The sequence below is a fragment of the Syntrophorhabdaceae bacterium genome, from assembly GCA_035541755.1.
In the GTDB taxonomy this organism is placed as follows: Bacteria; Desulfobacterota; Syntrophorhabdia; order Syntrophorhabdales; family Syntrophorhabdaceae; genus PNOF01.
Genome location: DATKMQ010000179.1, coordinates 37,817 through 63,373 on the forward strand (window position 1 = coordinate 37,817; position 25,557 = coordinate 63,373).

At 48.8% G+C, this 25,557-nt stretch carries 23 protein-coding genes; 14 read left to right on the plus strand and 9 right to left on the minus strand.

The window, feature by feature from the left end; all coding sequences use genetic code 11:
• The first annotated feature begins 45 nt into the window (after positions 1-45).
• The 7 genes from VMT62_18030 (at position 46) to recO (ending at position 7,692) form a co-directional block, all read left to right on the plus strand.
• Complete coding sequence (locus VMT62_18030; protein HVN98331.1) at positions 46-900, plus strand: MoxR family ATPase; 855 nt, start codon at positions 46-48, stop codon at positions 898-900.
• The gene (locus VMT62_18035) at positions 900-2,117 is read left to right on the plus strand and encodes a VWA domain-containing protein (GenBank protein HVN98332.1); all 1,218 of its coding nucleotides are present in this window, start codon (positions 900-902) and stop codon (positions 2,115-2,117) included. Before VMT62_18030 ends, VMT62_18035 begins: the two co-directional genes overlap by 1 nt.
• 158 nt (positions 2,118-2,275) lie before the next feature.
• Positions 2,276-4,276, plus strand: a complete 2,001-nt coding sequence (locus tag VMT62_18040) for an ATPase, T2SS/T4P/T4SS family (GenBank protein ID HVN98333.1) — start codon at positions 2,276-2,278, stop codon at positions 4,274-4,276.
• Positions 4,273-5,037, plus strand: a complete 765-nt coding sequence (locus VMT62_18045) for a TVP38/TMEM64 family protein (protein HVN98334.1) — start codon at positions 4,273-4,275, stop codon at positions 5,035-5,037. Before VMT62_18040 ends, VMT62_18045 begins: the two co-directional genes overlap by 4 nt.
• 730 nt (positions 5,038-5,767) lie before the next feature.
• Positions 5,768-6,334, plus strand: coding sequence for an NUDIX hydrolase (locus VMT62_18050; GenBank protein HVN98335.1), 567 nt, complete (start codon positions 5,768-5,770; stop codon positions 6,332-6,334).
• Complete coding sequence (gene mobB, locus VMT62_18055; GenBank protein ID HVN98336.1) at positions 6,331-6,852, plus strand: molybdopterin-guanine dinucleotide biosynthesis protein B; 522 nt, start codon at positions 6,331-6,333, stop codon at positions 6,850-6,852. Before VMT62_18050 ends, mobB begins: the two co-directional genes overlap by 4 nt.
• Positions 6,853-6,954: 102 nt before the next feature.
• Complete coding sequence (gene recO / locus VMT62_18060; protein ID HVN98337.1) at positions 6,955-7,692, plus strand: DNA repair protein RecO; 738 nt, start codon at positions 6,955-6,957, stop codon at positions 7,690-7,692.
• Here recO and VMT62_18065 read toward each other — a convergent pair.
• The 7 genes from VMT62_18065 to VMT62_18095 form a co-directional block, all read right to left on the minus strand.
• A complete protein-coding gene (locus tag VMT62_18065; GenBank protein ID HVN98338.1) occupies positions 7,687-9,489 on the minus strand; it encodes a hypothetical protein in 1,803 nt (600 codons plus the stop codon). The two genes, recO and VMT62_18065, sit on opposite strands and share 6 nt — an antisense overlap.
• Before the next feature lie 224 nt (positions 9,490-9,713).
• A complete protein-coding gene (locus tag VMT62_18070) occupies positions 9,714-10,049 on the minus strand; it encodes a hypothetical protein (protein HVN98339.1) in 336 nt (111 codons plus the stop codon).
• 8 nt (positions 10,050-10,057) lie between these two features.
• Positions 10,058-11,122, minus strand: coding sequence for a cytochrome bc complex cytochrome b subunit (locus tag VMT62_18075; GenBank protein HVN98340.1), 1,065 nt, complete (start codon positions 11,120-11,122; stop codon positions 10,058-10,060).
• Complete coding sequence (locus VMT62_18080) at positions 11,103-11,573, minus strand: Rieske (2Fe-2S) protein (protein ID HVN98341.1); 471 nt, start codon at positions 11,571-11,573, stop codon at positions 11,103-11,105. Before VMT62_18080 ends, VMT62_18075 begins: the two co-directional genes overlap by 20 nt.
• Complete coding sequence (gene sdhB / locus VMT62_18085; GenBank protein ID HVN98342.1) at positions 11,570-12,313, minus strand: succinate dehydrogenase iron-sulfur subunit; 744 nt, start codon at positions 12,311-12,313, stop codon at positions 11,570-11,572. The genes VMT62_18080 and sdhB overlap by 4 nt, the downstream gene beginning before the upstream one ends.
• Entirely contained in the window at positions 12,310-14,013 is a 1,704-nt protein-coding gene (locus VMT62_18090; GenBank protein HVN98343.1) for an FAD-dependent oxidoreductase, read from the minus strand. The genes sdhB and VMT62_18090 overlap by 4 nt, the downstream gene beginning before the upstream one ends.
• A gap of 2 nt (positions 14,014-14,015) precedes the next feature.
• On the minus strand, positions 14,016-14,321 hold the full coding sequence (locus VMT62_18095) for a hypothetical protein (protein HVN98344.1): 306 nt from the start codon (positions 14,319-14,321) through the stop codon (positions 14,016-14,018).
• Positions 14,322-14,658: 337 nt separating this feature from the next.
• On the opposite strand from VMT62_18095, the gene VMT62_18100 reads away from it, so the two are divergent.
• The 6 genes from VMT62_18100 (at position 14,659) to VMT62_18125 (ending at position 22,024) form a co-directional block, all read left to right on the plus strand.
• On the plus strand, positions 14,659-15,939 hold the full coding sequence (locus VMT62_18100) for a GNVR domain-containing protein (GenBank protein ID HVN98345.1): 1,281 nt from the start codon (positions 14,659-14,661) through the stop codon (positions 15,937-15,939).
• Between the two features lie 10 nt (positions 15,940-15,949).
• Positions 15,950-18,364, plus strand: coding sequence for an SLBB domain-containing protein (locus tag VMT62_18105; protein ID HVN98346.1), 2,415 nt, complete (start codon positions 15,950-15,952; stop codon positions 18,362-18,364).
• An 80-nt stretch (positions 18,365-18,444) separates the two neighbouring features.
• Positions 18,445-20,565, plus strand: a complete 2,121-nt coding sequence (locus VMT62_18110) for a YjbH domain-containing protein (protein ID HVN98347.1) — start codon at positions 18,445-18,447, stop codon at positions 20,563-20,565.
• A 58-nt stretch (positions 20,566-20,623) separates the two neighbouring features.
• Positions 20,624-20,932: a hypothetical protein gene (locus VMT62_18115; protein HVN98348.1), complete on the plus strand. Its 309-nt coding sequence runs from the start codon at positions 20,624-20,626 to the stop codon at positions 20,930-20,932.
• 47 nt (positions 20,933-20,979) lie between these two features.
• Positions 20,980-21,483, plus strand: coding sequence for a hypothetical protein (locus tag VMT62_18120; protein ID HVN98349.1), 504 nt, complete (start codon positions 20,980-20,982; stop codon positions 21,481-21,483).
• Between the two features lie 43 nt (positions 21,484-21,526).
• Complete coding sequence (locus VMT62_18125) at positions 21,527-22,024, plus strand: hypothetical protein (protein ID HVN98350.1); 498 nt, start codon at positions 21,527-21,529, stop codon at positions 22,022-22,024.
• A gap of 429 nt (positions 22,025-22,453) precedes the next feature.
• Here VMT62_18125 and VMT62_18130 read toward each other — a convergent pair whose 3' ends face one another.
• A complete protein-coding gene (locus tag VMT62_18130) occupies positions 22,454-23,539 on the minus strand; it encodes an NAD(P)-dependent oxidoreductase (GenBank protein ID HVN98351.1) in 1,086 nt (361 codons plus the stop codon).
• Between the two features lie 55 nt (positions 23,540-23,594).
• Positions 23,595-24,878 carry a phosphopyruvate hydratase gene (gene eno / locus VMT62_18135; protein HVN98352.1) on the minus strand — a complete coding sequence of 428 codons (1,284 nt, stop codon included), beginning with the start codon at positions 24,876-24,878 and terminating at the stop codon, positions 23,595-23,597.
• 243 nt (positions 24,879-25,121) lie between these two features.
• Here eno and VMT62_18140 point away from each other — a divergent pair, with 243 nt between their 5' ends.
• Positions 25,122-25,511, plus strand: coding sequence for a PA2779 family protein (locus VMT62_18140; protein HVN98353.1), 390 nt, complete (start codon positions 25,122-25,124; stop codon positions 25,509-25,511).
• Positions 25,512-25,557 lie beyond the last annotated feature (46 nt).

Here is a 25,557-nt window from a genome sequence, read left to right on the forward strand (position 1 = left end):
ATAATATAGTGATATTTTTCACTTTTCGTAAGGAGGCTCTCTATAATGACAAGCAGAACGCAGGGTTATTCCGGAAGCGCTGACTACATAGCATCCAAACCCCTCATGGAGATCGTCAATGTTGCCGTCGCACTCAAAAAACCCCTCGTGGTAAAGGGCGAGCCGGGAACGGGCAAGACGCTTCTTGCTCACAGCATCGCGGAGGCGTTAGACAAGAAGCTACTCATCTGGAACATCAAGTCAACCACAAAGGCAAAAGACGGGCTTTACGTCTATGATACCGTTCAGAGGCTTAATGACGCTCGGTTCAAAGATAAAGACATCAGCGACATCAGACAGTACATCAAGCACGGAAAACTCGGGCAAGCCTTCATGAGCGATGTGCAGGTGATCCTGTTGATCGACGAGATCGATAAGGCCGACGTTGAATTTCCGAATGACCTGTTGAACGAGCTCGACGAGATGAGTTTTCATATCCCCGAACTTGACGAAGAGGTCACGGCAAAGCACAGGCCCATCGTGATTATCACGAGCAATTCGGAGAAAGAATTGCCTGACGCATTTTTGAGGAGATGTATATTCTATTATATCGAATTCCCCGATAACGATATGATGGAAAAGATTGTCAGGGTTCACTATCCGGATATCGAGGTCAAGGTTGTCAAGGAATCGCTCAAACGTTTTTACTGGATACGCGAGATGGATGGCCTGCGAAAGAAACCCTCCACCAGTGAACTTCTTGATTGGATCAAAGCGCTCACGCTCGGCGGAGTCAATATCGAGAAATTCACTTCTGAACTACCCTTCCTCGGGACCCTTCTCAAGAACGAACAGGACACGGAGCGGTTCGCCCGGCTTTCCAACGCACAGGGTGGAGCGGGGTTTAAGAGAAGGTTTTAATGTTCATCCAATTCTTCTATTTGCTGCGACGAAAAGGCGTGCCCGTTTCCGTAACAGAATGGATGTCCTTCATCGAAGCCCTTTATAATGGATATTTCCAGTCGAGCCTCAACCACCTCTATTATATAGGCAGGGCATTTCTTGTCAAGAGCGAAGCATATTACGATATGTACGATCTGGCCTTCCAGGAGTTCTTCGGGGGTATCAGCACTGAAGGGCTTGAGCTTGACAAGGTCCTCGACTGGCTCGAGAATCCGCTCAACAGACTACCCAAGCTAAGTCCCGAAGAAATGGCTGAGTTTCAGAAACAGATCGAGGAATTCAGAAAGAATCACGATATGGACGAGCTGATGCGTCAGTTCAGAGAGAGACTGAAAGAACAGACCGAACGACATGACGGCGGCCACAAATGGATCGGCACCGGCGGGACATCCCCCTTCGGTGCATATGGCCACCATCCGGGAGGGATCAGGGTCGGGGGCGAGTCGTGGATGCAGTCCGCAGCAAAAGTGGCGGGAGAGAGAAGGTTCAAGAATTACCGTAACGATATCATTCTCGATGTCAGACAAACGAAAGTGGCACTGAAGAAATTGCGCGAGCTGAAACGTGAAGGAGCAGAGGAAGAACTCGATATCGATCTCACCATTGACAAGACGGCCAAGGAAGGCGGCGAAATTGAACTTGTTTTCAGCAGGTCCAGAGAGAATTCAACGCGGCTCATCCTCCTCATGGACACCGGCGGCTCCATGCTTCCCTACGTGGAGCTCTGCGAAAAGCTCTTTTCCGCTGCGTCACAGATGGAGCACTTCAAAGAATTCAAGTATTACTTCTTCCATAACTGCATTTACCAGGATATCTACGAAGACATGGCAAACTACAAACGAATTCCCACAGAGAAACTCTTTTCCAATTTTCATAAAGGCTACAAAGTGATTATCGTCGGCGACGCGAGAATGGCCTATTCGGAACTGTTCGACGTGAACGGCAACATAGACTATTTTTATACGAATGATAAACCAGGCATAGAATGGCTCGTCAAAGTTAAGGAGCATTTCCCACACACCGCATGGCTGAATCCTACCCACAAGAGCTACTGGGGCCACTACACTGTGGATACAATCGGAAAGATATTCCCCATGTTCGAACTCACGGTTGATGGCCTCAAAGATGCGATCAAATCGTTAAAGTCGAAGACAAAGAGAACGCTCCAGAACTGACACTACCTGGGCGACAAAAATAAATATTACTATTTTTCCAAATATACCTTATAATTTTGTGTGTTCTTGGAAAGACATTGCGGAGCGGATTTTCCTGAGAGGGAAGGTCAGGCAGAGAAAATTCCGCTACAATTTGTGACAGCAAGGAAGATTGATAAATGACTGCGGCCATGGACAGGATATCTTCGTTAAAAAATACAGAGCTTTTTAAGGCCCTGGAGAACGAGGACCTGGAAAAGCTTTCCAGCAAGCTTAAGGAAAGGGTATATCCTCCGAATACAGCCATCGTGCGGGAGGGGGCATCCGGTGATGCGATGTTCATCGTCAAAAATGGCAAGGTCGAGGTAAGAAAAAAGGAACAGACCCTGGGAGTCGATCTCACCATCGCGACCCTCGGAGTGGGCGCCTGCTTCGGTGAAATGGCATTACTCACTGGAAAACCAAGGTCGGCTACCGTCATGGCAGTAATGCCGACCGAAGTTTTCGTCCTCGAAAAGAAGGATTTCGAATCCCTACTCATGGAGCACACCTCCATGTCCATGGCGCTTAATAAAATAGTGGCCGAACGCATTGAAGAAATGAGCACTCAAAAAAGTATGGGCGTCGTTTCTTTGCACACGCTCCGCCTTGATCCCGACGTGATGGCCCTGATTCCGGAACAGCTCGTTTTGAAACATAAGATGCTTCCCACATCGTATTCCAACAACACGTTGACCCTCGCAATGGTGAACCCCCACGATCTACTCGCCATGGATGAGGCAAAAAAATTCATCAAGGGTGTTGCAATAGATCCTGTTATCATTTCTCAGGAAGATCTGAAAAAGTTCATGGACACTGAATACAGGACCATCATGAAACCGGTCAAGGAAGAACAGCCGGAAGTAAACATAGATGAATTCCTCGATTCCATGGACCACATTCAGTCCGATATTCTGAAAGACGCTGAGTTCGAGGACGGCGCGGAAGATGATATGGGGGTTACCGATCTCGCTCGCGAAGCCGAAGGAGCGCCCATTATACGACTGACCAACAATATAATCGCCGTGGCGTTAAAAAAAGGGGCGAGCGATATCCATATTGAGCCGATGGAAAAAGGGCTGCGCGTACGTTACAGAATTGACGGTGTATTGCGCGAAGAGATGGTATTGCCGAAAAAGGTGCAGCTTCCGCTTGTCAGCAGGGTCAAGATCATATCAAGACTGGACATCACGGAGAGAAGGTTGCCGCAGGACGGCAGGATTACCTTGAAGCTCGGTAACAAATCGGTTGATTTCCGCGTAAGTACGGTGCCCACAAAATTCGGCGAAAAAATCGTTACAAGAATCCTGGATAAAAGCAACACCACCCTCGGTCTCGATAAACTGATTACGAACGCACCCACCCTTGATATCGTGCGGGATATGATTAAGAAACCTTACGGTATTATCTATGTTACAGGCCCCACGGGCTCCGGAAAAAGTACTTCCCTTTACAGCGCCCTGGCCGAGATCAACAGCATCGATGTAAACATCTCTACGGTCGAAGATCCTATTGAGTACGATCTGGCGGGGATCAATCAAGTGCAAGTCAACTCTGATATCGGTCTTGATTTTGCCCGTGTCTTGAGGGCCTTTTTGCGCCAGGACCCTGATATTATCCTTGTCGGCGAGACCAGAGATACGGAGACCGCAAAAATTGCCGTGGAGGCGGCTCTCACCGGACATCTTGTTTTTACGACGCTTCATGCCAATGACGCGCCGAGCACGTTCATGCGTCTCTCTGAAATGGGAATCGAGCCTTTTCTGATTTCGACTTCGGTTATCGGGATAGTGGCACAGAGACTTGTCCGAAGGATATGCACGAAGTGCAAAGAAGAGTATACCCCGGATCCGGTTGTTCTTAAATACCTCGGGCTGGACGAGAATAAGCAACTCTTTAAAGGCAAGGGTTGCGAGAACTGCGGCCAGACAGGCTACAAGGGCAGGGTTGGTGTATATGAAGTTTTGATGGTCAACGATGAACTCAGACATCTCATTGCCGAAGGAAGCGACACACAAGTGATTCGTCGGGGAGCGATTCAAAACGGAATGAAGACGTTAAAGGACTACTGTCTCATTCTTCTTCAGGAAGGCCTGACCTCAGTCGATGAAGTTCTCAGAACGGTCGTGGTCCAAACTTGATCAGGACATCGCTCGTTAAATCAAAAACCGCCTCCAATCTGTTGCGATTGTTTCTTGCCCTGTGTATCCTTGCGCTGATCACGGTCATATTCTATGTCTACCACGCAGGAGTGTGGCGAGACATATTGTACTACTATAGATTCTTTATCAACCAGAGACACCTGCGATCATTTATAGCTTCCTTCGGGCCATATGCTGCTCCCGTTTTTATGATTATTCAGGCACTGCAAGTCGTCTTCGCTCCCATCCCGGGTGAAGTGACGGGATTTGTCGGTGGATACGTTTTCGGTAATACCTGGGGAACCATCTATTCGACGATAGGTCTTATGTTAGGCTCGAGTGCCGCCTTCGGCATTGCGCGCGTACTCGGTTTGGCATTCGTCGAGAAAATAGTGAAACGAGAATATATAGAGAAATTCAACTCTTTCGTTACTCACAAGGGTCTATACATATCATTCCTGATGTTTCTTATCCCCGGTTTTCCCAAAGACTCCCTCTGCTATCTGCTCGGCCTGACTCATATGAGGTTTCTCGATTTCTTCCTGATGAATCTCATCGGACGTCTGCCTGGCACGGTGATGCTCACGCTTCAGGGAAGCGCCGTGAAGAATGAGAACTATCTCGCCTTCTTTATCATACTGATCATCAGCCTGCTTTCAGCCCTGGTGCTCTATATTATGCGAGAACATATTCTTCATCGAGCTTCACACTTCCTGCATCGACTGCACAGCGCTTCTTCGAAGCGCCACAAGAACAGCTAACCATTTTTCATAACGGAAGGACCACTCGCCCGTTTAAGAACACCCTTACCGACAGGGACACCAGAATCGGCGAAGAGATGCAAGGTTGTAATGAAAGAATGGATTACGTTACGTTTCTTTTTTTCATCACTCGATTGGATGCTGCCCTGATGAATACAGCATGGAGTCCGAGACAGCGGACCGCCGTGGAAAGTATATAAACAGAGATTCGATTGACGTCTATTTGAATAGCCCCAAAACGTCAAGGCATGACCCCAAGTGAAATAATTTGTCTTTGCTCACAAAAAAGTTTCACTTTTTTTCGGAAAATTGTATGTTTTTTCTTGACAGAATTTTTTATTAGGATACAATTAAAAATAGTACGACATAGTTTTTGCAGTACAAAAAAACTAAGGAGGAAAAGAAATGGCAGCAAAAAAACCAGCAGCAAAGAAAGCAGCAAAACCGGCAGCAAAGAAACCAGCAGCAAAGAAACCAGCAGCAAAGAAGAAATAAGTACGCGAAGTAAGTTTTAATAAAAAAGGGAAGACATAGTTCTTCCCTTTTTTATTTGCGTGCGCAGGGTCTCATCCCCGATGCAGCAATCATCACCCTCGTCGCTCCACGGCATGCATTATCGGAAACTTCGCCTTAGCCTCTAGCTTTAATTCTCTTTCGCCCAATCAAGGTCCTCTCGTGCGTAAGCATTTCTTGCCTGCGATACCTTTGGGTTGAAAAGTATAATGCGAGCGTGGTACTGTTAAGTATGATCAAGAAATGGAAACTAATAGAATCGAAAGTAGATAAGGATTACCGTGTATTCAAAATAAAGGCCGAGATGGCTTTGTCGCCGCGCACGAATCAGGTCGGCACATTTTATACAATCGATACGAACGATTGGGTGAATATCGTTCCTCTGACGGAAAGCGGCGAAGTCGTGATGATCAGACAGTACCGTCACGGCTCCAAGGAAATAAATTTGGAAATCCCCGGAGGTCTCGTCGATGACGAACATCATCAGGAGGCCGCGCTTCGGGAGCTTCTCGAAGAAACTGGATACACGGGAGAGAACATACGGCTTCTTGGATCGGTCAATCCCAATCCGGCGATTTTCAATAACCTCTGCCACACATACCTCGTCGAGAACGTAAAAAAGGTGGCCGAAAAGAACCTTGATCCACAGGAAGACATCGAGGTGGTTCTCACTCCGATACAGAGCGTGCCTTCTCTCATAGAAAAGGGAATCATTACTCATGCGCTTGTGCTAATCGGTTTCTATTTCTATTTTATGAAAAGTCCCGCTAAAAATAATGTATGATCGCACATAAGCCCCCCGTCATCTCTTTCGTCGGCACATCAAAAAGCGGAAAGACCACTTTCATCGAAAAATTGATACCATTACTCAAAGAGTCCGGTTTAAGGATTGCCGTCATCAAGCATCATCATCTCAATTTTGAGATCGACACAATCGGAAAGGATACATACAGGCATAAGAAGGCTGGCGCATCGGCTGTTATTCTTTCTTCGCCTCGCAAGATTGCTCTCGTCAGAGATCTTGAAAGAGAATTATCCCTCCAGGAAATTGTAAGCGGTTATATCGGTGACATAGATCTGGTTATTACCGAAGGATATAAGCAGGAAAGTACCCCCAAGATAGAAGTTTTTCGGCGAGCGACAGGGTCCGCCCCTCTTTATCCGCACGATGACAAAATTGTGGCTGTCATTGCCGATGAAAAGATCGACGCAAAGGTTGCTCACTTCTTTATGCTTGACATCAAGGGTGTGGCAAAATTCATCATGGAGTTCTTTCAGTTACGTGGTTTCGGTGCAAAGTGATTAAGGCCGAGATCCAAAGGCGGGAAGATATAGGAATCCAACATGAAATTGTTTATAATGAACCAATCATGCAGATGAACAGTGCGGGGAGAGGGTTGAAAGATGTCGCTCTATAAAGATGAAGCCATCGTTCTCTCTAAGAGGGCGTATGGCGAATCAGATAAGATCGTCCGACTTTTTACACGCGCTTCCGGTAAGGTGGCTGCTATCGCAAAAGGGGCAAGCAAAAGCCAAAAGAGGTTTATGAATACGCTTGAACCCTTTAATCATATTGCAATAGAATATTTCGAAAAGTATGGCAAAGGCATGGCGCGGTTAGAGAATGCCGATATTATGGAGACAAATCATGGCATTGAAACAAGCCTCAAGAAAGCTTGCATCGCAAGTTTTTTCTCCGAATTTGTTGACCGGCTCACCAAGGAGCGACAGGTCTATGAATCACTCTTCTTTGCACTCAAGGACTTAATCTTCGCGGTGAAGCGTCATGATTTCCTCTATTCCGATATCATCTATTATCAGTTCTTGATGCTTGATATTCTAGGGTATATGCCTAATTTTGATTCCTGCGTATATTGCGGTAGTCTCATTCCAGATGAAATCAAGGTGCACTTCTCAAAGGAACGGGGAGGTGTTCTGTGCAAAAGCTGCGCTCGATCGATTCCTCATATGCTCTGCGGGGAGGGTGTTATCCCAGGACTCATGTCGTTGAAAAATAGAGAGGAGCCCCTGGCCGACATTACCATCGAGCGTGAGGCGAGAGACATCATGGAAGGTTTTATGTCATTCCATCTCGATGTCGAGTTCAGGTCATATAGAATATTGAAAAGCGTTATTTTATAGATGTCCGATTTGTTTCTTGTGCAAAAGGATGAACCCTTTTCTCACTTCCATTTCATATCTTTTTGATTGGGACAGTTCCCGAATAAGAACCTCTTCAGGGTAATCGTCCATGACGAGGACCATAGTCCCTTCTGACTTCAGATAAGGCATGCCGCGCTTGATATACGCCTTTGTTATCTCTATCAACGGAAGGGTATCTTCCCAAATGTGTTGCAAGGCCGGCTGCATGAAAATGAAATCAAAGGCGTCATTGAGTAGAAAGGGAAATTCAATTTCGAGATGAAAAAAACCGTTCCTCTTTGCAATATCTTTTGATTCGACAAACCAGTTCTGCGATTCAAAGTTCTTCCAAACCGTCTCATCACTATCCATGTTGGAGAGCATATCCTGAATCTTCTTGTGGTCTACAGCCTTGCTGAAGTACGTCGTGGTAATAACATCCATCACATCGTGGATCCGTTTCGAGTAACGTTTCAATGTGACTTCAAGCTCCTCCCGGAGTTGAACGTCTTCCTTTATCCTTTCCGACAGGGAAAAATACCGCCTGAATATTCCTCGGAATTCTTTGAGAAGGTCTTCGGGATTTCTGCCGAAAAGCCCCAACTGGTTTCTGGCGTCGAAATGCGACGGAATCTCACTGAGCGACATGCCGATGAGAGGATTTCCGAGCTTGTAGTTACTTGCCCTTGTTCTAAAGCGGCTCTTCATCATATGGTGCAATATATCGAAGGTGGGATGTGATTTTTCGATGCCGAATAGGAGACGATCCACAATGTATCGCGTGAGCGATGTTTCGTTCTCCCATTCCGTGACAAAGGTATTGCGTTCTTTATAAGGAAGGATAAATGACAGATAGGCAATGCCCTCGATAAGTTTCGCGGCAAGGGTTCCGAAATTCGGCGTCATGTCGAGAATCTTCAAGGAGAGTAACTGCTCTTTTGTGAGCTTTGCAGCGCCTTTTTGAAGGAAGACTTCCTCAAAGTCAATACTTGTCTGGTGGTTCTTCTTATTAAAGAGATATGCCGTAATGTCCGATATGTTATAATCACTGATGTTGTCACGATGAACATGGAGTTGTTTTTCGAATTTCAGGCCGTTGTCTTGCAGGTATGTTTCTGTAGCGGGAAATTCTTTATCGGAAAAGATTTCCTGGCATACGTTCACGATTCTCGGGTAGACATCGAGTTTCTTCTTCAGACCTTGCACAGCATTTCGAGCAAACGTTCTTTTCTCTTTTAGAAGGGCAATGAGATCGGTACGCTCTTGCTCAAGAATTTCCGGTAATGTCTTTAAAAGACCGCGCAGTGAGAAGATATGAAAAAAGAGATGGAGGGCTTCTTTGCCGTTTTCGAAAAGCGCCTTTTCCAGGTCCAGGTCAATGAGCGTCGCTTCATGAGCAACCGGTCTTCTGATGAGCATCCAATGCTGTCCGTTGGTGAGGATTCCCCAGGGTACTCTCGTTTTTTTCAAAAGATAGGCAGTCTGAAACATGGGAATTCTGTTCTCGAATTCAAGATAGAATCCGCTTATGCCCTCTTCGAGATTTCTTCCGTATCTCTTGAGCACGAGTAGCCCCCGCGCATGAGCATAATACTCTTCGGTACCCCACAATGATGAACTTCTCACATAGTCTTCATCACTGGCAAATAGGGCGGCGTCAGGACCTTTAATCTGTTCTTCAAAGAATTTCGGTTTGGATTCATATGCATATCCGAGAAGCTTAAGCACAGGCTTGATGAGATGTATCTCTGTATGGATTTCGCTCGCGAATTGCTTTATGTCCTGAAACTTCGCCAACACTTGCTCAAGCGATAGGTATGCGCTCTCTTCTTGCGGCATCAGAAGGATATTGTTGAGCCCCGCGGTGGAAAGGAGTGTATTTCTCCTAATAAATGAATGCATAGGCCGAATTAAGATAATAATAGAATGTTAACAGGTATTAGTCAAGGAGGGCCGCTCTTTGGTGGTGTCCTGAAGACACTATCCGCTCTTTCGGACTGAGACACCAGAAGCATTTGATGTTACCTCTGCTTCTTGACAGGGCTCAATCCCTCCTCTATGAACGAGGTCATATCCCTCTTGCCGATATCATATGGTTTAGGCATGCCGACCTTAATTCCCCGATCCCATCCGTTGGAACTAAGACCCATGTTCTGCCCTCTCTCTATTTCTTTCAGTTTCATCCTGATAATAGCTATGAGACCGATTATCCCGATCCAGAAAAGAACGAGCGTCTCGTATACGATATACCGGTCGTACGGAGATGACGGAAAGACCTCCAAGGCTTGCCCTCCCGCAATGTCACTGGCGATCCCAGAGACCATGCCAAAACAACCGAGGATCAGTTTTGCGATCATTAACACCCCTAACTGAAATAACCGATCACGGTCATCACGATGAAGTATATAATGTAGATGAATCCGATCCACGTAAACACAGGGCTTCTTTCTTGACGCAGAGACTTCCTGTCGAAAAAGGGAAAAAGAAACAGGAAAAGAACGGCGACCGTCACGATGATGATCGCAATTGTTTCTCCGTTAAGTCCCAGGATGACACCCGGGAATAGCTTGAGGGTCTGAAAGAGAGAGAGAAAGTACCACTCGGGCTTTATATTTTCCGGGGCAGGGGCCAGAGGATCTGCCTGTCTTCCTATCTCAGGAGGAGCAAGGGCGGCACATGTAACTACAAGGCCAAGCAAAACGAGCCATATGATCAGGTCCTTGTATAAAATGTTGGGGAAGAAGAAAGTGTCTTGGCCTCGCTTACTTTCCTGCGACATTGGTACACTCATGCCGTGATATTGAACGAGAAAGAGGTGCGCTACAACAACAAGTATCACCGCGAGGGGCAGAATCGATACGTGAAATGCGTAGAATCTCGTGAGTGTCTCCCCGGTCACATCGATACCGCCTCGCAAGAAATTCCTGATGAAACCTCCAACAATCGGAAAATTGCCCGCTCCGCCCGTAGCCACCCTCACCGCAGCGAAAGCCCGTTCATCCCAGAGGAGAAAGTAGCCACTCAATCCGAAAAAAATCGAAATGCCGAGCAGTATGCAGCCGGACAGCCAGAGCAACTCCCTGGGTTTTCTGTAAGATTTGAGCATCAGTGTGCCGAACATATGAACAAGGACGAGTGCGATTGCAAACTGCGCGCCCCAGTGATGAAGCGATCGAAAGAACCACCCCATATGAAGTTTCGTTACTATCTCGATGATGCTTTTATGGGCAAATTCTGCGTGCGGGATGTAGTAAAGGGCAAGAACGGCCCCGGTGATAAATTGAATGATGAAGAGAAAGAGCGTCGCACCTCCCGTAAAATACCAGATCTCATACGAGTGCGATGGCACACGTTTTGATCTCGCAAAACGCCTGAAGTCTTCAACGTTATATCGTTCTTCGAACCAGTTTCTAAGCTCTTGCCGTATCAACTTTGACCCCTTTTCTTGCGATAATCATTTTTTCGCCTGACACGGTTACGTCGAAGAACTCAAGCGGTCTCGGCGGCGGGCCCTGTATGTTTTTCCCATTATCATCAAACCATCCTTTATGACAGGCACAGTAAAATTTCTTTTCCTCCGCTCGATACGTGATATTGCACTCCATATGCGTACATACCCCTTTCAGGGCGGAAACCTCGCCATCTGTCTTTTTGAGAAAGAGACCGACTTTCCCTCCCCAGGCAAAGGGCCTAATCGAGTTGGGCGGTATGGAAAGAAAATCCCGCGCCGCGAGCACCACAAAATCGGGTTCTTTGGAGAGCGTCGGAAAGGCAAATTTCAACAGAGGATAAATGCTCCCTGCGCTGAAGGCGAGAAGCCATCCTCCAAAGAGCGTATTAAGAAAGGTCCGTCTCGTCACAAGAGAATAAGGGATTTTCATACTTTGCCCTTTCGGAACACGTTTTTAGCTTTTTCTCTGATGAGGGTTTTGCGCAAGCCCACAATCGAATCGGTGGGTCGCACATCCTTGGGGCAGGCGTCGATACAGCGAAGGATCGTATCGCATCCCCACAGCCCCTTTTCGTTGTTGAACGTTTCAAGAAAACCCGTGGGGCGTTCGTCGCGAGAATCAAGGATAAACCTTTCGAGTTTGGCAAATGCTGCAGGGCCCACGTACTCGGGATCCCTCGTAATGACAGGGCATGCTCCGAAACAAGACGCGCAGAGAATACAGTTGACAAACTGATCGATGCGGGCTCGCTCCTTTTCGCTTTGATTGATCTCTTTGTCCGGGTGAGGACTGCTTCTGATCAAATACGGATGCACTTTCTCGTACATGCTCCAGAAGGGCTTCATGTCAACCACCAGGTCTTTGACAACATCCATGTTCGGAAGGGGCTCAAGGATGATCGTGTTCGATTCAAATGAAGCCGCCTGTGTTCTGCAGGCAAGATCGATCCTTCCGTTAATGACCATGGCACACGAACCGCACACCGCTGAGCGGCAGGATGAGCGAAACGAAAGAGTCCCATCCAGTTGCTCCCTGATTTTCAAAAGTACGGCGAGCACCGTAAGACCGGACTCCGCGCCGATCTCGTACGAATGAAAGATCGGCGCCACTTCTGGCTCTTTGGCGTCGTAGCGGAGAATCTTGAACGTATATGCATTCCCGGTGATCAATATGTCCTCTCTTGGGGTTCGTATCGCGTAATCCTCACATCTTGGGACGTAATTACCGGCTCCCCTTCGGTTCCGATTTGTGCAATGCTATGTTTAAGCCACTCCGTATCGTTGCGCTTGTTAAAGTCCCTCCTATAGTGAGCGCCCCGGCTTTCTTCCCGCAAGATGGCCCCGAGAACGATGGCGTGGGCAACGTCCAGCATATGGCTGAGCTCAATGGCGCCTACCAGCTCATAATTCATGTGACGGTCCGCCGAAGACAGGCGTATTCTCTTGTACCGTTCTTTAATAGTTGAAATATCCTCAAGTGCCCTTTTCATCTCGTCTTTTGTTCTGAAGATACCCACATTTTCGCTCATTGTCCGGGAAAGCTCGGTCTGTAGAACGGAAGGCCTCTCGTCTCCGCCATTCGATAGATTCTTGATTGCTCTTTCCATCGTATCTTTCGCTGACTCGAGGAGCTTCTCACAGGATCTTACCCCATCATTCGTAAGGTACCTATCGATGGCGGCTGCAGCCAATTTCCCGAAGACCACTGTTTCAAGAAGGGAGTTGCCTCCCAGCCTGTTAGCCCCATGGACACTCACGCAAGCGCATTCACCCGCGGCGTAGAACCCTTTTGTATTCGTTTCACACCGTTCATTGGTAGAAATGCCTCCCATGGAGTAGTGCTGGCAGGGCATGATCGGAATAGGCTCGTAGACGGGATCGATACCGATGAAATCAATACAGATTTTCCTGATACCGGGCAACCTGTTTTGTATCCTTTCCTTGCCGAGATGCCTCAAATCTAGTTTGATGTATCTGCCTAACGGATGTTCGAAACATCTTCCCTCTTCTATCTCGGTTTGGATGCTCCGCGAGACAATGTCCCGGGGAGCCAGTTCCATGGCCTTGGGGGCGTATTGCGCCATGAACCGTTCACCCCTGTTGTTCAAAAGAAAGCCCCCTTCCCCGCGACACGCTTCACTGATAAGAATATTAGTTCCGATAAGACCTGTGGGATGGAACTGGACAAATTCCATATCTTTCAAAGGCACTCGCGCTGCGTAGGCTATGCCGATGCCGCTCCCCGTATTGATGAGGGCATTCGTGGAGTAAAAATAGACCCGCCCATATCCACCCGTTGCGAAAAGCGTCGCCCTAGCCCGGATGGGGATTATCTCGCCGTTCATAAGATCGTATGCAATAACGCCATGGCAGACTCCATCCTCTGTCACCAGCGAGGTCGCGTGCCATTCCTCATACACTCTGATGCCCTTGGACACCACTTTTTCGTAGAGTGTGTTGAGAAGCACATGACCGGTGAGGTCGGCGGAATAACACGTGCGCGGGAACCCGGCTCCACCGAAGGGCCGCTGCGCGATGGAGCCGTCCGGAAACCGGCTGAAGGGGCACCCCCAGTGTTCCATTTCGTAGACAACTTGCGGCGCCTCTCTGCACATGATCTCCACGGCATGCTGGTCGGCGAGATAGTCGCTTCCCTTTATCGTATCAAACGCATGCTTTTCCCAGGTGTCATCCTTGCCATCGGGATTATTCGCCAGAGCCGCATTGATCCCTCCCTGCGCAGCGATCGAATGAGAACGCACCGGATGGACCTTTGACAGAACCGCCGTATCGTATTTCTCGGAGAGACCGACCGCAGCTCTAAGCCCGGCAAGACCTCCTCCAACTATAAGAACATCGTGCTCAAGCATGGTTATGACATGACGGCGTACACATAGAGCAGAAAAACCGAAATGGCCGATGCCGCGCCGCTCGACAACCAGAAGAGCCTCTTTTCCTTCTTATAGCCGAAATCCAAGATAATGGTCCGTATGCCATATATGCTGTGAAAGGTGAAAAGGATCAGGATGAGCACATCAATAACGGGTTGTCTGTGAAGGCTTAGCGCCCATTCAGGCTTTTGGTCTTTTGCGTACAGGAAAAAGCTTGTGAGTATTTTAACACCGAAGAGAATAACGAGTGACACACCGCTCAGCCTGTGGAAGAGCCAGATGAACATACGCCCTCCTTACGGAACATTTTCTGTAAGATAACAACACAGGGATTGTATTCTGTCAAGGGCAAAAAGAGCATGGGCCGAGACAGGCATGGAGCCTTATTTTGCCATGCCCTTAGCTCATTCTTGAGCGCGAGGGGGAGGCTCCGACAGCTTTGCTGGTGGAGGGGGCGACGTTATGCAGTTTCAAATAATCCCTTAGCTCATTCTTGAGCGCGAGGGGGAGGCTCCGACAGCTTTGCTGGTGGAGGGGGCGACGCAAGCCCCAGTAAATAGAAAAGACTTGACTTTCACCCGCCGGAAAAGAATAATTAGGAAATAGTAAAGGGGGTTTTATTTCTTGGCGAATGATAGTGAAAGTTCACAGACAGGCGTGCGGCAGGAGGCAGACGACCCCGAGATCAATCTGCTTGATTATATTATCGTCCTCGCGAAGAGAAAAGAGCTTATCATCCTCATCACCGTTGGACTCATGTTTGTCGTCGGCGTTTACAGCCTTGTGGTTTCGCCTACCTATCGAGCAGAGACCAAAATACTTCCGCCCCAGCAGCCAAGCTCAAGCATGGCCACACAATTGCTCAATCAACTGGGAGCAGCGGGAGGTGTGATCGCAGGGGCATCCGCTATAAAAACATCCAATGATCTCTTCGTCGCTCTTCTTAAGAGCAACACAGTGCTTGATCGGATCACAGAACGGTTCAATCTCCTGAAGACGAGGAGAATCGCTACGAAAGGCGATGCCCGGAAGTTTCTGCTCGACAAATTGAAGATCCAGGACGATAAAAGAAGCGGCATTATCACCGTGGGTATGGAGGATAAAGACCCGAAAGAATCGGCAGAGATGACCAACGCTCTCATTGAGGAACTAAAGGGTCTCAACAAAGGGCTCGCGGTAACGGAAGCCGGTCAAAGGAGACTCTTCTTTCAGGAGCAACTTGAGGATGAAAAGAGGGCTTTGGCACGCTCCGAAGAAGATATGAAAGGATTTCAGGAAAAAACAGGCGCTTTGAAAATCGACGAGCAGGCCAAAACGCTTATTGAAGGTATAGCGCAGCTACGCGCCCACATCGCTGCTCAGGAAGTAGAGCTCTCCGTAATGCGCACCTATTCCACAGAACAAAACCCCGATGTGAAAAGAACTGAAGAGGCGATACGGGGGATGCGCACGGAACTTACCAAGCTCGAATCGAAAAGCGGAACAGGTTATGATCCCCTCATGCCAACGGCGAGAATGCCCGAAGTCGGGACGGAATACATGCGAAAGCTACGCGATCTCAAGTTCAATGAAACACTCTATGAACTCCTCCTCAAACAATACGAAGCAGCAAAGCTCGATGAAGCAAAAGACGCCGCGATCATTCAGGTCGTTGACAGGGCAGAACCGCCGGAAAGAAGAGTAAAACCACAGAGAACGCAGATGGTTATCGTGGCCGGCGTCGTTGGGTTCTTTTGTTCCATATTCATCGCTTTTTTCGTGGAGTATTGGGAAAGATCTTCCTCCGATCCGGAGAACCGGGAAAGAATAGGCTCCTTGAGACAACACTTTCGCTTCGATAGAACGTGGTATGGACCATATGCAGGAAGGATCAAAAGAAGGAGGTCATCTGGAAACAAAAAGTGAGGTATCTGGCATGAGCGCATTAAAGACTTTTCTTACCATTCTGATTATCATATTCGTTGAAACGATCGCGTGTGCTCAAACGCCGCAGATCGATCCCTTTGAGCCAACCAGACAGACGCCTGCCACCTCTCCCCAGGTGAATCTACAGATTCGCGAGACCCCGCCGCAGGCGGCGCAAATGCCATTACCGATCCAACCTGGGCAAAACCGCGAGGCACAGCCACCTCGCAAGACCGGTGAGAAGAAAAGCTCTATTTTTGAAAGGCTCATCTCGGACCAGCCTCTTGAAATCACCGATCAACAATTCACCACCATAAAAAAATTCGAAGGAATCACCTTCTCATATTCTTCAAAACTTTCATACGTGGGCCAGGTTGCCGTTGCCGTGAAGATAGTGAGGTCCGTAGGAAGATCCGAGGGGGCTCATGAAACTTTCGTCGACATGGATGCCGGGTACATGATAGGAACACCAGATGCGTTAGCCGCAGCTTTTCGTATTTTTGGCATCACGACCAGTTTCGATATTTCGACTACGGTAAAACAATTTGGTTATGAACTCTTCAGAGAACCGGCGGCATTTGTGTCGGGAGACAGGGTACCGGTAGGTCCTGAGTACGTTATCGGCCCGGGTGACGAAATTAGAGTTACCATATGGGGGAACATCGAGGGGCAATGGAATATGGTTGTAGACAAGGACGGCCATATTGCGCTCCCTAAGGCCGGCATATTGGGAGTGTCCGGGCTCACGTTCAAAGAACTTAAGGAAGCATTATACAAACAGCTTTCCAAATACTTTACCAACTTCGAAATGAATGTGGGTATGGGGGCCCTTCGCACCATCCAGGTTTATGTTGTTGGGAACGCGCAAAGACCTGGGGCCTACACGATTTCTTCCCTATCGAGCCTTGTCAACGCCCTCTTTGAAGCAGGCGGTCCCAGCAAGAATGGCACCATGAGAGATATCCAGGTAAACAGAAATGGGAAAACCGTGGTCCATTTCGATATGTACGATTTTCTGCTTAAGGGTGACAAAAGCAAGGACCTGCGACTCATGCCTGAAGATGTTATATTCGTACCACCGGTCATGAGCCTCGTCGCCATCGTGGGTAACGTAAAGAACCCCGCAATCTACGAGTTTAAGGAAGAATTGAGAATTGCCGATCTTCTGAAAATGGCCGGAGGACTGGCCGCCACCGCCTTTAAGGGTCGAGTTCAGGTTCAGAGAATCGATAATCACGCATATAGAACAATCTTCGAAAGTGACCTCATCGACATGGGAAAGGATTTGGACAAGAACTTCGCGCTCCAGGATGGAGATCTCGTCAAGCTCTTCTCCGTCAAAGACGTGCAGAAGGTCGTGTCGCTCTCCGGAGCCGTGGCCCACGCCGGCGATTTCGGGATCACCCCCGGCTTGACCACGATAAAGGATATCATATCACTTTCCGGCGGGCTCCTGTACTATGCCTCCAATCAGGCCGAACTGACCCGTGTAAGGGTCACTGAGACAGGGCCCATGACGGAGCGGTTTAGTATCGATTTAAAGAAGGCCATGGAAAACGATGCGACGAATAACATGAAGCTGGAAGCAAATGATTACCTTATGATACACGCAGTACCGGAGTGGCAGGCGAGCGGCAAAATCAATGTCCAGGGAGAAGTGAAGTTGCCCGGGGTCTACGTGCTCAAGAAAGGTGAAAAGCTTTCTTCCATCATCGAGAGAACTGGAGGATACACGGACAGGGCGTACCTGCGGGGCGCCGTGTTCACCCGGGAACGGGTGAAAGATCTTCAACAAAAAAACCTCGACGAAATGGTTTCCCGGCTTGAAAGGGAGATATTTTCCTCCAGTATAAGTCAGGTTTCAACGGCCACATCCCAGGAGGAGGTGGCAGCACGAAAAGAAGAATTTGACCAGAAACAGAAGTTCATCGCGTCGCTTAGGGGCCTCAAGGCAACGGGGCGATTGACGATCAGGCTCGCCCACCTCAGGTTGTTGAAAGGAAGCGAGTACGATATCGAGTTGGAAGACGGTGATAGCCTCTTTATACCGATGATCAACAACGTGGTGAATGTAACCGGTGCGGTCATGTTTCAAGGCAGCTTCGTCTACTCGGAAAACCTCGGCTACAAGAACTATGTAGATCTGTCGGGCGGTTACTCGCGGTTTGCCGATCAGGGCAACGTTTATATCTTGAAAATTGACGGCTCCGCCATGAAAACGAGGAGCGTCGTTTCATGGAACCCGTTTCAGTCCCGATGGGAATTGACCGCATTCGGACAGGGCGTTAAGGAGATCGAGCCGGGCGACACGATCGTAGTGCCGGAAAAGATAGAGCACGTGGCATGGCTGAGAGATGTGAAAGACATTACGCAGATCCTCGCAAACGTTGCCCTCACGGCGGGAATATTTAAGGCCCTCTATTAGCAGGGTTCAACGGAAAGATAACGGACGCAGGTCTCGATGATTACGCTCGCCGTTAAAGTTTACGAAGGATTCATGGCTTCATGCACATACAGGCCATAGTGCTGGTACAAAATACTAAACCCAATTCCATCGTGTCTTTTCCGTTCGTTTCGTTGTTCATCTTCCTATTCTGGATATGCATTTCTTACTCTCCTGCTATCGCGGGAGATGAACCGTTTACGTATCCCTCAAATGGCGGTTTTACGGGCATCATGGAGGTGCCCACCGCAAGGGTCATGAAGGAGAACCGGTACAGGGTCGGTGTGAGTGAGATAGATCCTTACAGATATTACTACGTGGCCTTCAGTCCCGTGAGGGGTATCGAGCTCTCCGGAAAGATAACGGAAATACTCGGCGTGCCCGCGAGCGCTGCGGACCCGAGATTCAGCGGTTACGGCAATGAAAAGGACAAATCCTTCGGCGCCAGGTTCCAGATCATACACGAGGACAAATGGGCGCCGGCTATCGCCCTCGATATTATGGATCCGCAAGGGACGAGGCTGTATCCATCGCAGTCACTCATCGCAACCAAACAGATCTATCCTTTTGATTTTACCATCGGATTCGCAAACGGACGGTTTGGGAAGAGACCGCTACCCGCATCGGGAGAGACCTTCAAGGCCGAAATGCTTACCGATCCCAAAAGCTGGTTGAGAGACGGACAGTTCTTCGGAGGCGTTCAAATCGCCCTGTCCGAAAAGTATGCCTTGATGGCCGAATATAGCCCCATCAGGTATGAGTTGCAGACGAGCGATCCGGCTGAGGCCCGGTATTTCACCAGCGAGCCTCCGTCCAGGTTCAATTTTGGCTTTCGGTGGAAGCCATTTTCGTGGACCGAGATTGACACGACCTACCAGAGAGGAAACCAACTGGGTATTAATCTTTCCGTCGCGTTCGACATAGGTGAGCCCCTTGTGCCCATATATAACCGGCCATACGTGGAGAAAAGCCAAGACCTGCAAAACCCGCTTTCCAGAAGGCTCGTAAACGCACTGTACGCATCCGGTTTCAGAGATATCGGCGTGCTCATAGATAAAAACGATTTATGGATAGGGGCGAAAAATGACAGGTACTATTACAGCACAAAGGCCCTTGCCGTAATCGCCAGCCTTGTTGCTGAGATCGTGCCCTCTTATTTTCAGACCATTCACATAGCCCTTACAGAAAACGGCATACCCGTCCTCGAGTTCACAACGACGCGATACGATATCGGTGAATGGTACGCGGACAGACTCGCCCCCGGCGAATTTCTCTTTCTCTCCGGTGTGGACACGACCATACGAGAATGGCCCCAGACCGTGGTTCAACACTCTAAGATCTTCGGGTACGGCGTACGACCTGCATTTCAGACCTTGTTGAACGATCCGTCGGGATTTTTCAAGTACAGGCTCGGTGCCGAGGGATTCTTGAGCTACTATCCGTGGAACGGTATGACCTTTGTCGCGAGCCTCGAAGGATACCCGCTGAACAATATTTCTACGGTGAATCAGTCCCTGGACGATGCCATACGGTCCGATCTTCCATTGTATAAAGAAAAGAAGCTCGCCATGGCAAGGTTGATGTTCGATCAGATCTACAAGATGGATCGCCAGACGTACGGGCGCTTCTCCGGCGGATACCTGGAAACCGAGTACGCGGGTCTCGACGCAGAGGTGGCAAAACCCATAGGCGATGGAAGACTGATGATCGGCGTAAGCGGCAGTGTTGTGAAAAAAAGAGAGATTGACAATGTTTTCAAACTCAAAGACGGCATCGATGGCAAGACGTATGAAACGTTATTTTTCACTACCCGATTGAACGTCCCTGAGGTTGATGCTTTTCTCGACGTGAAGACGGGAAGGTTTCTGGGCGGTGACGTAGGGGCAAAGTTCACCGTATCAAAATTTATCAACGGCGTGGTGCTTTACGCGTGGTACAGCGCCACCGACACATCCGGCTTCCGCGACCCCTTTAACCGTGGATATCACGATAAGGGCATCGGCATCACAATCCCGCTCATGATCTTTAAGGGGGCGGATTCTCGCACGGTTTACAACTATTCGATTTCGCCCTGGACCAGGGATGTGGCCCAGGATATAGACCATTTTAATACTGTTTTCGATTTCATCGGACGAAATCTGAAGATATACCTTGACAGGGACAAGGGGCTGCTATATAAATGATGGAGAGAAAACAGGGCTGATAAGCTCATAGATGAAGATTCCTCAAAAGGAGGTAATTATGAAACGGGATAAGATATTCGTTTCGATTTTCGTATGCCTGCTCTTCTTCATAGGTTTCATTGTTGCCCCCTCTATCTCATATGCTCAGGCCCAGGGGGCAGCCGGAGGAGCTGCACCGGCGGCAGGTGCGGGAGCAGCAGGTGAAGGAGCAGCTGGAGCAGCTGGAGCAGCTGCGGGGACCGGGGCGGCAGCTGGCATCGGTGCTGGCACCATAGCGGCGGGCGTAATAGGCGCCGCAGCCATAGCGGCGGGCATAGCGGCAGCTTCGAGTGGTGGAGGAGGCTCCAGCACAACGGCCACTCATTAGCGTGAGGTGAGCATATAAGGCCGGGGTTTCCCGACCTCAGTTTTCGCATGAAGAAAACCCTGCTTATTGCGGTTTATGCTACTGCTTTTCTGCTTCTGTTTCACATCGTTTCACACATCAGCGCCCATGGCAATGGAGTCGAGATTGATAAGATCCTCACTTCTGCGGAATCCCTTTTTAAAACCATGAAGCAAAGGGACTACCCCGGTATATGGCCCCTTCTTTCCCAAAAGTCCAAAAATACCATCATAGAGGATGTTCGCAAGGAGCTTAACAAAGCGGGTGTGGTTCGCACAAAGGAAGAGATCAACAGAGATTTTGCCACGGGCGGTCCGTTATGCAAATCTTACTGGGACCAATATCTCGCATATTTTGATCCTGATACCGTGCTCGAGCACAGCAGCTGGGACACAGGAAAGGTCGAACAGGAGAGAGCTGAAATCATTGTTCGATATAGAAAAGCGGAGCGGCCGGCTATATTAAAGATGTATAAGCAAGACGGTGTGTGGAGGATGGGCCTGGAAGAAACGTTTAGAGGCTCAAGGCGGTGAGCCTCTAATGCATGCTGGTCCATCATACTGTTAGGAAGGTGTTGTGAGCGACTACGACGACGATAGGCCAAACTGGCGTGAGCTCGATAGAAACAGAGACAAAAGCAAGTTCTACGGGCGACAGGAAAACAAGGAAAAAAAAGAAGGCGCGAGGCTTGCCGAAAGGGACCGATGGCAATCGGGCAGGGTACACGACGCCCTCGATAGGCTCTTTATGGGAAAGAAGGGCACAGTGGATCACGATAAGCTGTTCAAAAAGGTCCATCAATCCTACGGTTCGGACAGCTTCTTAAGAAACGTGACGCGTTACATCGAAAAATATGGAATGCCGGATGACACGGCGACCCTCCTACTCATGCTCGACTGCAAGGATCAGTCCATCATACTCAACGTGATCGACAAGCTGTCGGCATCATATGCAGGTCTTACGCAGGGACAGAAGGATGATGTCTTACGAAAGCTCTCAATTGTGGCTATGAGTGAGAAGTCCAGAGACGTTCGTGTAAGAGCTGAAGATGCAATGGGAGACCTTGAAAGGTAGTTCCCCCGGAGGGCGCACGATTTTGATACGAGTTGCTTATCGGCCCAATTTTCTGTCTTTAATAAAGGCATCCAAAGACCGGTCATATGTGCGCTCGCCCAGTTTTGTAAAGTAGCAACCGGGTAGTTGATCTTTGGTCCTATGGTACGTTACACATTCGCAGCATTTACCCCGTCTCACACACGATTCGTAAGTGCAGGCGCACGTCGTCAGATTCTTTTCCAGTATGCACTCCATCCTTATCTCCTTCCCTGCAATGGTTCCATCGTTATTGAGCTTGCCTCGGCTCGCCGCGTAAGCAGCCAATCCGTCGCAAACCAAATGTTCCCGTAGTCCTGCCTCTCGCAGCTCGGGTCTCCGAAGGGAGGCCGGGGCATGATACCCGCTCGCGGGTGCGAGCTTTGCTGCCGGAGGGGGCGACGAGCCCCTTTAATAGTATGGGAGCTGCTCATCAAAGCACTTTGCGCCGTTTCTGTACCAGGCAATCACATGCTTTATCGCCTCAAACGCCTTCGTGCCCGCCGCAATATCCGAATTGAAGCCTTGATGGGGCTGAACGTAGATGTTTCCGCTTCTTTCCAGGGCTTTCCGCACCATCACTTTGGCCGCAACATGGTCTTTTTGCGTGGGAGTCTCATCACGGAGCATAAGCCTGGCAAACTCTGCTTCCTCCGTGAACACATCGAGCCCTATGCCCCCGATCTTTCCAGATAGATAGAGTTCCACAAGACCCTGTTCCGGGGCAATCTCTCCCCGCGTCACGTTAATGAAGATCAACCCGTCTTTTGCCCTGGAAAGATATTCTCTGGAGAAGTAACCTACGTTATAGAATGCGCTCTTCTCATTTCTGGTGAGGTTCATGGCATTCACCATGATGTCGCTTGAACTGAGGGCTTCTTCCTTGGAAACAAAACGGACCTGGCTAGGATAGGCATCGATCAAATAATCCTGTCGTATATCCACGCCCTGGACGGTTAACCCGTTGAGTTCAGCGAGTTCATAGATCCCTTTGCCGATCTTACCCACGCCGAAGACTGTAAGGGTCCTGTGTTTGCTGAGTTCCATGAAAGCACGCGCATTATTTCTTTCGAAGGTTTCCGTATTCTTTGTGTAGTGGTTCATTTCTCCGGCAGTCGCGTAAACAAATTTCATGGCTGTTTGCGCAACGGCATTCACACAGTATTCGCGCAGAGAAGTGATATTTGCCCTTTCTGCCAGATGCTCAAAGTGGTCATACCCTGCGCTTCGCGTAACGATGCTCTTTTTGTTTCCGGAAAAGTAGGCTTCGGGTAGGATGGAGTGCGTCTTCGTGGTCACGATGTCGGGTAGGTCCACGGTTGGGTTCGCTCTCAAGAAGTCCTGAACATTCATCGGCGTTAAAAGATATGCGAACTCACCAGGGAGTTCGCCTTTTTGCTGCGCCTTTATTGTTTCTTCCTTCAGATGCTCCGCTTCGGCGCCGAGCGCTTCAAAATGTATGATGTCATAACCCGCCATGATCACAACCTCATTCACACCTTTTGTCCTTGCTTCCTACCTTGTGTACCGTCGAGCCCTATTTATTCGTCTCCTATTTTTTTCGAATGCTGTAAAAGACTTCTTTGCCGCCAAACAGTGCCACATCGCCCAATTCCTCTTCTACTCTCAAAAGCTGGTTGTATTTCGCTATTCTTTCGCTGCGCGATGCCGATCCCGTTTTGATCTGGCCTACGTTCGTGGCCACAGCAAGATCCGCTATGAACGTGTCTTCCGTTTCTCCCGAACGATGGGAGATTACGCAGGTGTAGCCCGATCTTTTCGCCATTTCAATGGTAGTCAAGGTTTCTGTAACACTACCGATCTGATTCAGTTTTATCAAAATGCTATTGGCCACACCCTTCTTGATGCCTTCCATAAAGATGTTCGGATTCGTGACAAAGACGTCGTCACCCACAATCTGAATTCTTGAACCGCATCTTTCGGTAAATGCCTGCCATCCCTTCCAATCGTTCTCAGCAAATCCGTCTTCGATGGAGATGATAGGGTATTTCTTTGTAAGGCCATCGTAGAAATCGATGAGCTTGCCACTGTCCCAGACATTACCGTCGATGTGGTATTTGCCTTTCTTGTACAATTCGCTCGCCGCGACATCCAGGGCCAAGAGGATATCTTTCCCGGCTTTGTACCCTGCCTTCTCTATGGCCACAATTAACGTATCAAGGGCTTCTTTTGTAGATTTGATCTGCGGTGCAAAACCGCCCTCATCACCAACGCCTGTGGAGTATCCCTTATCTTTGAGAATACCTTTCAGCGTGTGAAAAACTTCCGCGCCCATCCTCAGAGCCTCTTTGAAATTGGCCGCGCCTGCCGGAACAATCATGAATTCCTGCACGTCGAGAGAGTTCTGCGCGTGTGCCCCCCCGTTGATCACATTCATCATGGGCACGGGCAATTCACGTCCCCTTATGCCCCCTATGTACTGATAGAGGGGAAGAGCAAGGTAGTCTGAAGCAGCACGGGCGCAGGCCATGGATACACCGAGAATCGCATTGGCCCCGAGATTGCTCTTGTTCTCGGTCCCATCCATTTCTATGAGGAGGTTATCGATATAGGCTTGGTCGAGAGCATCGAGTCCCTCTATTTCGGGCGCTATTTTTTCATTAACATGGGCAACTGCTTTGGTCACGCCTTTTCCTTTGTATCTCTTGGGGTCCCCGTCCCTTAATTCGAGCGCCTCCCTTTCTCCGGTGGATGCACCGGAAGGAACCATGGCGCGTCCCAGAGCGCCGCTTTCCAGAGTAACTTCCACTTCAACTGTCGGGTTCCCTCTGCTATCTAGTATCTCTCTTGCGAAGACATCGTATATGACCGACATATCAACCTCCTATTGTTTCGCTCAAGAATGACGGGCAACAACCGCGCGCCCTGCGTCTCCAGAATACCATGTTACAGGGAAAGCTTCAAATATTTTTGTGGCGTCTCTTTATTGCGATTCGAACCAATAACATCCGCTTGTTTGGATCAAAGGAATTTCCGAAAAAGTGTTTACAAAACAGTTCATAATAGATATATAATGTACAGAGGAAGTGAAAATAATTCTACGAAGGGAGGTGAGGGAATGATGAAAAGAGCTATTATTTGTTATCTTGTCATGGCAATGTTCGTCATCGGTATCACACCGCGCGTCGAAGCTGCATTTGCGCCGTCTCAGACGTTACAACTTGCCGTAGTAGACCGAACACAGGATCTGACAAAAATCCAGGCTGTCCTCGAGACAAGGGTAGTCCGGCAGAGATTGCAAGACCTCGGCTTTACCTATGAAGAGATAAACGCGAGGCTTTCAGAAATGACCGATCAGCAGATTCACAGCATTGCACAGAAGATGGACGATCTGAAAGTCGGAAAAGACGGCGCGCTGGGCGTAATTATTGCGTTGCTTGTCATCGTTGCGCTCGTCATCATTATCATCAATCTTACATCGGGCAACAAGGTAGTGCTGACGAAATAGAGGTAAACCTGAAAATCTGAAGCGCGTATAGTGCGCGCTCCAGATT

Excerpts from the sequence above, each read along its gene's own strand:
- VMT62_18030 (HVN98331.1), top strand. The coding sequence starts at position 46 with ATGACAAGCAGAACGCAGGGTTATTCCGGAAGCGCTGACTACATAGCA.
- VMT62_18035 (HVN98332.1), top strand. The coding sequence starts at position 900 with ATGTTCATCCAATTCTTCTATTTGCTGCGACGAAAAGGCGTGCCCGTT.
- VMT62_18040 (HVN98333.1), top strand. The coding sequence starts at position 2,276 with ATGACTGCGGCCATGGACAGGATATCTTCGTTAAAAAATACAGAGCTT.
- mobB (HVN98336.1), top strand. The coding sequence starts at position 6,331 with ATGATCGCACATAAGCCCCCCGTCATCTCTTTCGTCGGCACATCAAAA.
- recO (HVN98337.1), top strand. The coding sequence starts at position 6,955 with ATGTCGCTCTATAAAGATGAAGCCATCGTTCTCTCTAAGAGGGCGTAT.
- VMT62_18070 (HVN98339.1), bottom strand. The coding sequence starts at position 10,049 with ATGATCGCAAAACTGATCCTCGGTTGTTTTGGCATGGTCTCTGGGATC.
- VMT62_18080 (HVN98341.1), bottom strand. The coding sequence starts at position 11,573 with ATGAAAATCCCTTATTCTCTTGTGACGAGACGGACCTTTCTTAATACG.
- VMT62_18090 (HVN98343.1), bottom strand. The coding sequence starts at position 14,013 with ATGCTTGAGCACGATGTTCTTATAGTTGGAGGAGGTCTTGCCGGGCTT.
- VMT62_18095 (HVN98344.1), bottom strand. The coding sequence starts at position 14,321 with ATGTTCATCTGGCTCTTCCACAGGCTGAGCGGTGTGTCACTCGTTATT.
- VMT62_18105 (HVN98346.1), top strand. The coding sequence starts at position 15,950 with ATGAGCGCATTAAAGACTTTTCTTACCATTCTGATTATCATATTCGTT.
- VMT62_18110 (HVN98347.1), top strand. The coding sequence starts at position 18,445 with ATGCACATACAGGCCATAGTGCTGGTACAAAATACTAAACCCAATTCC.
- VMT62_18115 (HVN98348.1), top strand. The coding sequence starts at position 20,624 with ATGAAACGGGATAAGATATTCGTTTCGATTTTCGTATGCCTGCTCTTC.
- VMT62_18120 (HVN98349.1), top strand. The coding sequence starts at position 20,980 with ATGAAGAAAACCCTGCTTATTGCGGTTTATGCTACTGCTTTTCTGCTT.
- eno (HVN98352.1), bottom strand. The coding sequence starts at position 24,878 with ATGTCGGTCATATACGATGTCTTCGCAAGAGAGATACTAGATAGCAGA.
- VMT62_18140 (HVN98353.1), top strand. The coding sequence starts at position 25,122 with ATGATGAAAAGAGCTATTATTTGTTATCTTGTCATGGCAATGTTCGTC.